The organism is Aidingimonas halophila (assembly GCF_900106955.1).
In the GTDB taxonomy this organism is placed as follows: domain Bacteria; phylum Pseudomonadota; class Gammaproteobacteria; order Pseudomonadales; family Halomonadaceae; genus Aidingimonas; species Aidingimonas halophila.
This window is the reverse complement of record NZ_FNNI01000007.1, coordinates 120217-132830: the sequence shown is the minus strand read 5'-3', so window position 1 is coordinate 132830 and position 12614 is coordinate 120217. Positions and strand designations below refer to the sequence as shown.

The following is a 12614-nucleotide window of genomic DNA, read 5'->3' as shown; positions in this document are numbered from 1 at the left end:
CTTTCCGGCACTCCCGATCATCTGATGTCACGGGAGCCTGGCTGCGCATTGTCAGAAGCCGATGCCTCTTGGCACCGGCTTCTGAATACGGGTGCCGTTTTACGCCACACCATGAATCTCGTCGCAATCGCCATTGATCGCGGCACATAGTCGCAGCCAAAAAACCGGCACCTATGGTAGCAAGCCTAGCGCTCAGGTTTAAGTGGCATTGGCCAGCAACATCTCTCGAATCTTGCCAATCGCTCGTGTGGGATTGAGTCCTTTGGGACACACGGCCACACAATTCATGATGCCGCGGCAACGGAATACCGAGAATGGATCCTCGAGATCAGCCAACCGTTCCCGCGTGGCGGTATCACGAGAATCCGCCAGGAAGCGATACGCTTGCAAAAGTCCGGCCGGCCCCACGAATTTATCCGGATTCCACCAGAACGACGGGCAGGCAGTGGAACAACATGCACACAGGATACACTCATACAGCCCGTCGAGCTTGTCGCGATCCTCCGGTGACTGTAGACGCTCTATGGCCGGCGCCGGCTCATCGTTTTGCAAGTACGGCTGGATCCGCTCGAACTGTTCATAGAACACCCCCATATCGACCACCAGGTCACGAATGACCGGTAATCCCGGAAGCGGCCTGAGGACCAGTTTGCCCTTCTTCACGACCTCGGACAGTGGCGTAATGCAAGCCAGACCGTTCTTGCCGTTCATGTTCATGCCATCGGAACCACAAACCCCTTCGCGGCAACTCCGACGATAGGCCATGGAGCTGTCCTGTTCCTTGATCATCGACAGGACGTTCAGGACCATCAGGTCACGGCCCTGGGTGTCCACCTGAAACTCCTGCATATAAGGTGCGGAGTCGGTTTCAGGATTGTAGCGATACACGGATACCTGAAGCATTGACATCGTGGACTCCCTCAATAGGTGCGGACTTTCGGCTCGAAGGTATCGACCGTTTTCGGCGTGAAGTTGACATCGCGCTTGCCAAGCTTCTTCTCAACCGGGAAGTACAACGAGTGCTTCAACCAATTGACGTCGTCACGGTCCGGATAGTCATAACGGGAATGCGCGCCACGACTCTCCTTGCGTTCCAGCGCTGAGACCGCGGTCGCTTCCGCCACTTCCATCAGGTTGTCCAGTTCCAACGCCTCGACGCGAGCGGTATTGAAGGCCTTCGACTTGTCGCCGAGATGGGCATTATTGATACGCTCACGCAAGTCCGCCAGTTTCTTGACGCCTTCCTGCATGTTGTCTTCCTGACGGAACACGCCGAAGGCATTCTGCATGACATCCTGCAATTCGGCCTTGAGCGACGGCACCGACTCGCCGCCACTGGATTCATCCCAGCGGTTGATCCGAGACATGGCAAACTCGACATCGGAGTCAGTGGCCGCGAGGTAATCGACCCCGTCATTCAGCGCACTCTCGATGTACATCCCGGCAGCACGGCCGAAGACCACCAGGTCGAGCAGTGAGTTCCCCCCGAGGCGGTTGGCGCCATGCACGGAGACACAAGCCGCCTCACCGCAGGCAAACAACCCATTGACCAGTTTGTCATTGCCGTCGGCATCCTGGGTAATGGCTTGCCCATGCACATTGGTGGGAATCCCGCCCATCATGTAGTGGCAGGTCGGCACGACAGGGATGGGTTCCTTGGCCGGATCGACTTGGGCGAAAGTCTTGGAAAGCTCGACAATTCCCGGGAGGCGCTTGCCGAGGACGTCCTCGCCCAGGTGGTCGAGCTTGAGATAGACATGGTCGCCATTTTCACCGCAACCGCGCCCCTCGAACATTTCCATGACCATGGAACGCGCCACCACATCGCGGCCAGCCAAGTCCTTGGCGTTGGGCGCATAACGCTCCATGAAACGTTCGCCGTCCTTGTTGATCAGATAACCGCCCTCACCACGACACCCTTCGGTCACCAGTACGCCGGCACCATGGATGCCGGTGGGGTGGAACTGCCACATTTCCATATCCTGCATCGGGAATCCGGCTCGAAGCGCCATGCCGATACCATCACCCGTATTGATCAGGGCATTGGTGGTCGATGCGTAAATACGACCCGCACCGCCGGTCGCCAGTACCGTAGCCTTGGCCTTGACGTGAACCACTTCGCCTGTCTCGATGTCCATAGAGATACAGCCGACCACATCGCCATTGGCGTTCTTGACCAGGTCGACGGCATACCACTCGTTGAGAAAGGTGGTGTTGTTCTTCAGGTTGTTCTGATACAGCGTGTGTAATAACGCATGGCCGGTACGGTCGGCTGCTGCACAGGTTCGCGCGGCCTGGCCGCCCTTACCGAAGTCCTTCGACTGACCACCGAAAGGACGTTGATAGATCCGCCCATTATCGAAACGAGAGAAAGGCAGCCCCATGTGCTCCAGTTCGAACACGGCCTTCGGGCCTTCGGAACACATGTACTCGGCCGCTTCCTGATCGGTGATATAGTCGCCACCCTTGACGGTGTCGTACATGTGCCAGCGCCAGTCGTCGTTGGGATCGGCGGAGGCAATGGCACAGGTGATACCACCTTGAGCGGATACCGTATGCGAGCGTGTCGGAAAGACTTTGGACAGGACAGCGGTCTTTTTGCCGGACTTGGCCAGCTCCAGAGCGGCACGCAAACCGGAGCCACCGCCACCGATAATGATTGCATCGAATGTCAGGCTACGCATGCTAGACATGAATCAGGCTCCCCACAGGACTTGAACGCCCCACACCAGAAAAACGAAGATGACCAGGATGATGATGGTCTGGACAGCGACCCGGATACCGGTCGGCTTGAGATAGTCGGTCGTGACGGTCCACAAACCTATCCAGGCATGAGCGGCAATGGAAACGAACGCCAACAAGGAGAAGATACGCATCCAGGTCTGGCTGAACAGTCCACTCCAGGTGTCGAAATCCAGTCCCGGATTGAACAGCAGGAAGCCGACCATGAAGAGCGTGTAGACTGCCAGGATAATGGCGGAAACACGCTGAATCAGCCAGTCCGAGAGGCCACTGCGACCGAAATTCGTGATATTGGTTACCATACCCAGACTCCTGCCAGAATCACCAGTACCGCACTGACCACCACGGTGATCTGCGATTTACGTACGCCGCCTTCCAGGGTCACGCCAATGTTGATATCCATCAGCAGGTGCTTGATACCGGCGACGAAGTGGAAGGCGAGCGCCGACAACAGCCCCCAGGCAACCAGCTTGGCCAGTATATTGTGGGCCAGAGCATCACGGACGGCTTCAAACCCTTGCGGCGACGACAACGATACGTCGAGCGCCCAGAAGGCGAAGATCAATCCAATGAAAAGAATGATGCCAGTGATGCGGTGGGCAATCGACGTTAGCGCCGGGAGGGGAAACGTTATCGTGGAGAGGTCGAGGTTTACGGGTCGTTTGCTATTCACGGCTCTTTACACACTCTCTTGGCCCGCTCATGTCTGCGCCGGGCGTTTGCCCGAGCGGGCGGTGGTTTTGAGGAAGGGCTCGGCCGTTTGCCAAGTCGACACGAAAGCAATTCCTAGCGATCGTGCGGGGTGCGATTATAGGGGCACGGGCCAAGTATGACAAATCGGCCTTCGTCATCATCCGGTTTTCTGTCACCCCTGATTGAACCTATCGGATACTTGACCCTCGCATCCATGAGCGCAAAATAGCTCAAAATGATGCAGAGCACCATTTATTATACAACACATGTATAGAAATCAAAGCAGCGCATAAGCCTCTGCCCAATGGGCTAATTGACAATCCCCGGAACACTTCTATAGTGGGCTAACTTTTTTGCCCGACATAGTACACGAGACAACGACTTATCGTCTGACACAGTAAATAATGAGGAGGCCACCCATGGCTGACAGGAAAGCGCAGTTAACGATCGAAGGGCTGGACAAGGTAATCGAATTTCCTGTCTATTCCGGTAGCGCTGGCCCAGATGTCATCGACATCAGAAGCCTGACAGCCGAAGGGCTCTTCACTTATGACCCGGGATTCATGGCGACTTCGTCATGCCAATCGGCGATCACGTATATTGATGGCGCCAACGGTGTCCTGCTTCACCGCGGCTATCCGATCGGTCAATTGGCCGAACACTCCAACTTCGTCGAGCTCTGCTACCTGCTGTTGAATGGCGAACTTCCCAGTCAGGAAGAGTATCGCGAGTTCGAGGCCAATATTCGTAACCACACCATGGTTCATGAGCAGTTGGCCAACTTTTACAAGGGATTCCGCCGCGACGCTCACCCGATGTCGATACTATGCGGCGTCGTTGGCGGACTGGCTGCCTTCTATCATGATCACATGAACATCACGCGTGAAGAAGACCGTCGCATCAGCGCGATCCGCCTGATCGCCAAAATGCCGACGCTGGCCGCGATGTCCTATAAATACAATATCGGCCAACCGTTCAATTATCCGCGCAATGATCTCAACTATGCGGAAAATTTCCTCTACATGATGTTCAGCAACCCCTGCGAGGAGTACAAGATCAATCCGGTCTTCGCCAAGGCGATCGATCGCATCTTCATGCTCCACGCGGATCACGAGCAGAACGCCTCCACCTCCACGGTACGTCTGGCGGGCTCGACCGGCGCCAACCCATTCGCCTGTATCAGCGCGGGCATCGCCGCCCTGTGGGGACCGGCTCATGGCGGTGCCAACGAGGCCGTTCTCAACATGCTCGATGAAATCGGTGATGAATCCGAAGAGAACATTCAGCGCTATATCGATCGAGCCAAGAACAAGGACGATCCCTTCCGTCTAATGGGCTTTGGCCATCGCGTCTACCGTAGCTTCGATCCACGCGCCAAGGTCATGAAAGAGACCTGTGACGAGGTGCTCGGCGAGCTCGGTATGGCCGACGATCCACAACTCAAAATCGCCAAGCGCCTGGAAGAAATCGCCCTCGAAGACGACTATTTCATCGAGCGCCAGCTGTATCCTAATGTCGATTTCTATTCCGGCATTATCCTCAAGGCCATAGGCATTCCCACCAACATGTTCACGGTGATCTTCGCGGTCTCACGGACGATCGGCTGGATATCTCACTGGAACGAGATGATCAGTGGCGAGTACAAGATCGGCCGCCCACGCCAGCTCTACGTGGGTTACAACCAACGCGACTACCCCGCCAAGTAATCGACATGCCGGTAGATGGTCGCCTATTACAAGCGGCCATGACGATAACGCAACGAGGCCGCTCCAAGCGGCCTCGTTGCGTTTCCGACCAAGTCAACCGACAGAAGCCATGTCAGTGACAAGTCTTGTAAAACTCTTTACGGCCAGGCGACAACATTGTGACAACCACGGGACAGTCTTGTTGCGATGCAATGAACCCCGATCTCATCGGCCCTTGTCGCGACTCCTCGGCCCTTTTCCACACTTTCTGTGGATAACCTTGTTCATAAGCTTGAGAAAAGTTCCACAAACCACCATGACAAGCGGGTTTCACTTAGATCGGTCAATTTTTAAACAACCATAATTGACTGATTTACATGGATTTATTAGAAAACTCATTCCAACATTCAGCTTATATGAGTGTTGTGCACAATCCATGGAGGCAGACAGCCGAACGTGGACAACTTCGAGGCTTGTCAAGGTTAACAAGGCAGATTTTATCTAGCGGGGAGCATTTCACGGGATGCCTTTTCGCCCTTCTCGGAGAGCAGAGACGACATCACATCTCGCAAGCGCAAAGAGGATTTGCAGGCGAGATAACACAAGCGATGTAAAGGAATGAACAAGAGTGGCGTCCCATAGGGGGTTCGAACCCCTGTTACCGCCGTGAAAGGGCGGTGTCCTGGACCACTAGACGAATGGGACGCATCTGTCATCGAAGACGAAATTGGTGGAGCCTAGCGGGATCGAACCGCTGACCTCAACACTGCCAGTGTTGCGCTCTCCCAGCTGAGCTAAGGCCCCGCATCTCGTGAAGACGGAGCGCATATTACTGATACGCCCCGGGGTCGTCAACACTTTTTGTTCTTGCCGCTTCAAACTTACAGCTGCTTGTATTCCTTCTCGAAGCGCTTGGCCTGCTTCTTCGAGACACCCCCCAGCACGGCAATGGCATGCCGTAACCGGGCACGGGTCATGTCCGAACCAAGAATGGTCATCGCGTCGAGCACCGAGGTGGAAGTTGGGGAACCGGTAACGGCGATGAAGACCGGCGCCAGGAAGATTTTCATTTTGAGTTCGAAGGCATCAGCCAACGCCTTGACCTCTTCCAGCAGCGTTTCCTTGTGCCAGGCAGTGACACCCTCAAGACGCCAGACCAGGAATTGCAGCAACTTGATAAGCGTCTCATGCTCCAGCTTGACAGTCTCGAAGCTCGATTCATCGATAGGGGGCAAGCCAGAGAAGAAGTGACCCGCCAACGGCGTCACTTCCGACAGCGTATCCACTCTGGGCCTCACCTGAGGCAGAATTTGCTTCACATAGTCTTCATTGAATGCCCACTCGCGCAGAGCTTGCAGCAACCCGTCATCATCAAGGTCTTCACGAATATAAACCCCATTGAGCCAGGTCAGCTTGTCCAGATCGAAGACCGGCCCGCCCAGGGAAATACGCTGGATGTCGAAGTGAGACATCATTTCCCCAAGTGAAAACTTTTCTCGGTCATCCGGCATGGACCAGCCCATACGCCCCAGGTAATTGGTGACGGCCTGCGGCAGATACCCCATGCGTCGGTAATAGTTGATCGACGTGGGATTTTTACGCTTGGACAGCTTCGACTTGTCCGGATTGCGCAGCAACGGCATATGGCAAAGCTCGGGCATGTCCCAGCCGAAATACTCGTAGAGAAGTTGGTGCTTGGGTGCAGAATTGATCCATTCCTCTCCCCGCAGGACATGCGTGATACCCATCAAATGATCATCAACCACATTGGCCAGATGATAGGTCGGCATGCCATCGGACTTGAGCAGAATCTGTGCATCGACCTGAGCCCAATCGACCTCAATGGCACCCCGTAACATATCCTGAACGACACAGGCCCCCTCTTCCGGCACTTTCATCCGGATCACATAAGGCCATCCCTCACGTGCACGGCGAGCTTCCTCCTCGACGGGCAACGCCAGATCCTCGGGCTTCAATGCCAGATGAAGGCCTTCAGCCTTGCGTGATTCACGCAAGGCATCGAGTTCTTCACTCGTTCGATAACACTTGAAGGCATGGCCGGCATCGAGCAGTTGTCGAGCATGTTCGGCATAGCTCTCACCACGCTCACTCTGCCGATAGGGCCCATATTGACCGCCGACATCCGGTCCTTCATCCCATTCGAGCCCCAGCCAGCGCAACGAGTCCAGAATCATCTGCTCGGATTCCGTCGTCGAGCGTGCCTGGTCGGTATCTTCGATGCGCAGGATGAACTCCCCGCCATGCTGACGGGCAAAGCATAAATTGAACAGCGCGATATAGGCGGTACCTACGTGTGGATCCCCGGTGGGGGATGGAGCGATGCGAGTGCGTACAGTCATGTCCTTTCAATCTCTTGGAAGCGAACTGGCGGCATTATACGCACTCACGAACAGATCATCAGTCTCTATCATATTGACGGCCTCGTTCGCTCGTCGCGCATGACACTATAAGGCCAGATTCTCTCGAAACCACTCGGTGATGAAATCCAGATAAGCGCGGGTCTTGTCCGGCAGGTATTTTCGCGAACGGAACAGAACCAGCATGCTGCCATGTTCGTTCCAGTAAGGCTGCAGCAGAGGGATAAGATCACCGTCAGCGACAGCCGAGCGAGCGGCAAACGTGGGTAGATAAGCAAGACCAAAACCAGCCTTGGCCGCCTCTACCACACCCAGCAAATTGTTGATGACCAGACGCGAGTGGGGCTCGACATCCAATGGCTGTCCATTGAGGGAAAAACGCCAGTGCGCCCCAAGATCATAATTGCCATAGAAAATGGTGTCGTAGTTGGCGATATCCTGGGGATGCAGCGGGTAGTTGACTCGCGCCAAGTAATCCGGTGCCGCATAGAGGCCATAGACGACTTTGCACAAGGGCCTCGAGACCATGCTGGAAGACGGCAACGGCCCCATGCGGATCGCCAGGTCCACGGCTTCGTCGATCGGCTCGAAACGCTGGTCCTCCAGCAGAATCTCCACGGCGACATCAGGATAACGACGCATGAACGCTGTCGTCGGTTCTGCCAGATACATGAAGCCGAAACTGACCTGGGCGCTCACTTTCAATTGGCCACGAGGTCTGGCGGTCACGGACTGGACCTGCGCTTCGGCCACCGAGAGTTCCTCACTGATGCGCAGCCCATGTTCATAGTAGATCTGCCCTGCCTCGGTGAGATGCAATGCGCGTGTCGAGCGATTGAGCAGGCTCACTCCCAGCTCCTCTTCCAATGAAGCCACCCGCTTGGACGCCAGAGACTTGGAAATCCCCAGACGACGTGCCGCGCCGGTAAAACTCCCGCTGCGTACCACTTCGACAAATACCTTCAACGCATCCAGAGTGGCCACTCCACGCCTCCTGCTCCTGCCAGGCCCCATTTTGTTTCCATAATGGAAACACAAGTTTTCGATTGTACCCTCTTATTCCGAAAAGGCCGACTGCCTATACTCGCTTTGTCCTGAATTGCTGGCTTGAAGCCATCAACCTCGGGGCAACGCCATCAGGTCATGGCTCATGTCTGACCTGGATGGCGCCTTCAGTGCATAACTTGCCTTGAGCGTGCCGACATCAAATCGGCACGCTTTTCTTTTTTCACGCTTGCGACGTCTTCCCTCTCATCGAAATGCACCAATCCCGTTCAGCGGCGTCACAGCGTGCACCGGAACTAAGTGACGTGTACTGTTATCTCAACGTTGATGCGCGTTATTGCACAGTTCATGGCGAATGCCAGAGCATGTCCTATCCCCTGAAACGAGATACATTCAATGGAAGAACTAGGCACAAGGATCAAACGGTTACGTGAAAGCGCCAAACTCAACAAGGCAGCACTGGCCCGTCGGGTCGGCGTATCGGATGTCACGATTGGCTACTGGGAAAGCGGTGAGATCAAGCAGATCGGGCATACTCGGCTGGTCGCGCTGGCTGAAGCGCTAGACTGTGGTCTCGAAGAATTGCTGATCGACGCTCCCATTGCTCCCTTCCCCTTCCTGGAGTTATCGCCGGTCCCCCCACTGCCATGGCACAAGCATCCTACCCAGGTAACCACCCTGCCTGAGGGCTGGCCGACCAGAAACGACCATCCACGACCATGCTATATCGTCACCCCATCGCCTGACGCCACCTTCGAGCACCTTGCGTCAGGGGACCTTGCTGCTATTACACCCACTGAAACCCATCAGGGTAGCGGGCTGTACATCACCGAATATCAAGGTCGGCTATCGGTCCAACTGATGAAAGACAATAACGAGGACATACCGGCACGATCTGCCCCTTTCATTCATGGACGGATTATCGCCAAGTGGAAACTCACTACAGGGAGCGTTGGCTGACACCAGGCAAGCTATTCGTGGCACAGGCAAGAGCTGGATAAAAAACGATGGATCGCCCCCTCCCTCCATGGAAGGGAAGATCCATCGGCGCGGCATCCCTATCACTGAATCGGATAATCCCTATCCGATGCCTCCTAACCTGACAGCTAGACGTCGACAGCAACATAACCTGAGTTATGAAACAGTAAAAATGCGTCAGCGGACATTCATCGACACCGCAAGACAGTCAGTTACCGGCGGTATAGTTCGTGGTATAGGTCGCAACAGCACCTTCATATTGTGAATCGGTCACCAATGGGCCACTCAAGTGCTGGCCACGATCACCAATGATCTGCTGTACAGCGCGAGGCTGTACACCGGGTGGTGACATTCTGAAGGTAATCGTGTATTCACCATCCGGCATCCCGCTTTCCGGTCCAAGCGGCCCTGCCTCGAAGCCTCTATTCTGTACATCAACACGGGAACGCCAACTGATACGGCTGCCATTGCGCTCAACAATCACCAGCACCTCGGTACCATCGGGCAGGTTGGTCTCACCAGTCACTACCAGGCGCCGGTTCTCCTGACGCGCGGCAGATATCGTGACCTCCACAGGTTCGGTCATGGTGTCGGGAGAAGACGATGCCGATTCCGCATTCGTCGTATCTTCCTGAGCCGCCGTCGACTGGCTATCCGACGCTTCTTCAGCCTCATCGTTGTTGCCGTCACCGCCACACCCTGCCAGTAACAACATTAACACCAGCAGCGAACCGGTTATCCGAAAACCGCTTTTCGAATCCATGAATTCGCGTTTGATACGTCTTGCTGTCTTGCTCGACACCATGACCACCTCGGTTACCCACTGGCTGCTAGTGTACTAGCCCGTTGTGCCTCAACTCTTTCAGCATAATCGATATCTCATTGATTTCGATATACTTCAAGGCGAAATTTCCACAGAAAACATGCGATACAGGGCCTGCATGCCCGCCCTCTCCCATCACTGCCCACGATTCGACGGACACCAGGTTGAGACGAACAGGCTCCCATTCTCCGATTGGACTGGTAGAATAGCAGCCTCGTTGATTCCCTTTCTGCCACGTAATACCGATGCCCGAACCTGACCGTACCTTCGCCATAGCCCCCATGATGGATTGGACGACGCGCGATTACCGTGCCTTTGCACGGACGCTGACGCGGCGAGCGCTGCTGTATACCGAGATGGTGACGACTGGGGCGATCCTCTATGGCAGTCCACGGGAACGTTTCCTCGGGTATAGCGACGTCGAGCATCCGTTGGCACTGCAACTCGGCGGCAGCGATGCCGGTGAACTGGCTGAGTGCGCGGCCATTGCCGAAGCTTGGGGATATGACGAGATCAACCTCAATGTCGGCTGCCCCAGCGACAGGGTTCAGAACAACCTGATCGGTGCCTGCCTGATGGCCCACCCGGAGACCGTCGCCAAGGCGGTGCACGCCATGCAGGACAACGTGTCCATTCCGGTGACGGTGAAATGCCGCATCGGCATCGACGATCAGGACGAGGATGAAGACCTGGAGAGATTCATCAATACCGTGGCCGATGCCGGTTGCCGGGTCTTCATTCTCCATGCACGCAAGGCATGGCTGAAGGGCCTTTCTCCCAAGGAAAATCGCGACATCCCCCCACTGAACCGAGAACGCGCATATCGTCTGAAGGCGAGTCATCCGACGCTTCACATCGGCATCAACGGCGGGCTCAAGACCCTCGATGAGTGCAAGGACCAGCTGACACATGTCGATAGCGTGATGGTTGGTCGCGAAGCCTACCAGAACCCCTGGCTGCTCTCGGCTGTCGATCGGCAACTGTACGGTGTGGCCGGCCCAGCTGAGAGTCGACATGCCGCCGCTCAAGCGTTTCGTTCCTACATCGCTCAACGTCTCGATGACGGCGTGAAACTCAATCACATCACACGTCATCTGCTGGGACTGTTTCAGGGGTGCCCCGGCGGCCGCAAGTTCCGTCGTCATCTATCGGAACATGCACATCGCGACGGTGCAGGACTCGACGTCTTCGACGAGGCACTATCCCTGGTCCCTGCCTTCCACGACGAGGAGCAGCAACGCGCTATTCTGGAAACCGCCTGATACCGCCTCCGCTACTCAGGACAATCCACTGCCGGGATCATAGTCCGACTGGAAATTTTCCACGGCATTCTCAGCCTCCTCGATAGCCTCGAAACGCGCCACATGGAACAGGGCTTCCCCTTCATTGGCGAGGGGCAGGTTACTCATACCAATCACGATGCCGTCAGCTGTCGCCTTCACCTCTCCCTCTGCATTGCCGAACGGATCCGCCACCAGCCCGAGCACCTGCCCCTTGGAGACCCGGGCACCCAACTTCACTCGCGGTCGTAGAATGCCGTCGATAGGCGCACGCGCCCAACTCGAACCATTGGCAACTTCCGCCGGCGGGGGCTGACGCCGTCGATGCTCGCCCGATAACATGCCAAGCCGACGCATGACTCTCAGTACGCCGCGAACACCGGGAGCAATGGCCCATTCGTCGAATCGCAGCGCTTCGCCTGCCTCATAGGTCAACACCGGTACGCCGCGGTTCTGAGCGTAGTGACGCAAGCTCCCTTCACGTAGTTCGGCATTGAGAATGACCGGCGCACCGAAGGCATCGGCCATGGTCGCCGTTTCGGCATGGGATGTCAGCTGTGCACGGATCTGCGGGAGGTTGGTGCGATGGATCGCGCCGGTATGCAAATCGATGATATGCGTGGCCTGATTGACGATCTGGTCGCGGAATAGTGCCGCTACCCGCGACCCGAGCGACCCTTCTTCACTGCCGGGAAAACAGCGGTTGAGATCACGCCGGTCGGGAAGATAACGACTGTGTTGTACGAAACCGAACACATTGACGATAGGCACCGCAATCAAGGTACCGCGTAGCCTTGATATCGCTCTGCTGCGGAGCAAACGGCGCACGATCTCGACACTATTGATTTCGTCGCCATGAATGGCCCCACATACCAGTATGACGGGACCATTCTGACGCCCATGGACGACTTCCACAGGGATATGAAGCGGGGCATGGGTATACAGCTTGGCAACGGGTACGTCGATTTGCGTGCGCCCACCCGGCACCACTCGGGTGCCGGCGAGTTCGAAAGCGGATCGTCGGGCCATC

General features: G+C 56.0%; 11 protein-coding genes and 2 tRNA genes. 3 read left to right on the top strand and 10 right to left on the bottom strand.

Features of this window, described 5'->3' with window-relative positions; genetic code table 11:
* Positions 1-198: 198 nt before the first annotated feature.
* The 4 genes from BLW01_RS14205 to sdhC are packed head-to-tail and all read right to left on the bottom strand — an operon-like array spanning position 199 to position 3415.
* Positions 199-909 (bottom strand): succinate dehydrogenase iron-sulfur subunit, encoded by a 711-nt coding sequence (locus BLW01_RS14205; protein ID WP_092570862.1) that lies wholly within the window; start codon positions 907-909, stop codon positions 199-201.
* Positions 910-920: 11 nt separating this feature from the next.
* The gene (gene sdhA, locus BLW01_RS14200) at positions 921-2693 is read right to left on the bottom strand and encodes a succinate dehydrogenase flavoprotein subunit (RefSeq protein ID WP_092570860.1); all 1773 of its coding nucleotides are present in this window, start codon (positions 2691-2693) and stop codon (positions 921-923) included.
* A 3-nt stretch (positions 2694-2696) separates the two neighbouring features.
* Entirely contained in the window at positions 2697-3044 is a 348-nt protein-coding gene (sdhD, locus tag BLW01_RS14195; protein WP_092570858.1) for a succinate dehydrogenase, hydrophobic membrane anchor protein, read from the bottom strand.
* Positions 3038-3415 (bottom strand): succinate dehydrogenase, cytochrome b556 subunit, encoded by a 378-nt coding sequence (gene sdhC, locus BLW01_RS14190; RefSeq protein WP_092570856.1) that lies wholly within the window; start codon positions 3413-3415, stop codon positions 3038-3040. Before sdhC ends, sdhD begins: the two co-directional genes overlap by 7 nt.
* Before the next feature lie 439 nt (positions 3416-3854).
* On the opposite strand from sdhC, the gene gltA reads away from it, so the two are divergent.
* A complete protein-coding gene (gene gltA, locus BLW01_RS14185; RefSeq protein WP_092570854.1) occupies positions 3855-5141 on the top strand; it encodes a citrate synthase in 1287 nt (428 codons plus the stop codon).
* 608 nt (positions 5142-5749) lie between these two features.
* On the opposite strand, the gene BLW01_RS14180 is transcribed toward gltA, so the two are convergent.
* The 4 genes from BLW01_RS14180 to BLW01_RS14165 all read right to left on the bottom strand — a co-directional run bounded on the left by BLW01_RS14180 (position 5750) and on the right by BLW01_RS14165 (position 8482).
* Positions 5750-5825, bottom strand: a tRNA-Glu gene (locus BLW01_RS14180).
* 23 nt (positions 5826-5848) lie between these two features.
* Positions 5849-5924: transfer RNA gene (locus BLW01_RS14175), tRNA-Ala, on the bottom strand.
* A 77-nt stretch (positions 5925-6001) separates the two neighbouring features.
* On the bottom strand, positions 6002-7480 hold the full coding sequence (gene gltX / locus BLW01_RS14170) for a glutamate--tRNA ligase (RefSeq protein WP_092570852.1): 1479 nt from the start codon (positions 7478-7480) through the stop codon (positions 6002-6004).
* 105 nt (positions 7481-7585) lie between these two features.
* The gene (locus BLW01_RS14165) at positions 7586-8482 is read right to left on the bottom strand and encodes a LysR family transcriptional regulator (RefSeq protein WP_092570850.1); all 897 of its coding nucleotides are present in this window, start codon (positions 8480-8482) and stop codon (positions 7586-7588) included.
* A gap of 417 nt (positions 8483-8899) precedes the next feature.
* Between BLW01_RS14165 and BLW01_RS18795 the strand changes: the two genes are divergently transcribed.
* Positions 8900-9463 carry a helix-turn-helix domain-containing protein gene (locus BLW01_RS18795; RefSeq protein WP_229806496.1) on the top strand — a complete coding sequence of 188 codons (564 nt, stop codon included), beginning with the start codon at positions 8900-8902 and terminating at the stop codon, positions 9461-9463.
* 226 nt (positions 9464-9689) lie between these two features.
* On the opposite strand, the gene BLW01_RS14155 is transcribed toward BLW01_RS18795, so the two are convergent.
* Positions 9690-10286, bottom strand: a complete 597-nt coding sequence (locus BLW01_RS14155) for a hypothetical protein (RefSeq protein ID WP_092570848.1) — start codon at positions 10284-10286, stop codon at positions 9690-9692.
* Between the two features lie 263 nt (positions 10287-10549).
* Here BLW01_RS14155 and dusA point away from each other — a divergent pair, with 263 nt between their 5' ends.
* A complete protein-coding gene (dusA, locus tag BLW01_RS14150; RefSeq protein ID WP_092570846.1) occupies positions 10550-11566 on the top strand; it encodes a tRNA dihydrouridine(20/20a) synthase DusA in 1017 nt (338 codons plus the stop codon).
* Between the two features lie 15 nt (positions 11567-11581).
* On the opposite strand, the gene BLW01_RS14145 is transcribed toward dusA, so the two are convergent.
* On the bottom strand, positions 11582-12613 hold the full coding sequence (locus BLW01_RS14145) for a succinylglutamate desuccinylase/aspartoacylase family protein (protein ID WP_092570844.1): 1032 nt from the start codon (positions 12611-12613) through the stop codon (positions 11582-11584).
* Between the last annotated feature and the right edge of the window lies 1 nt (position 12614).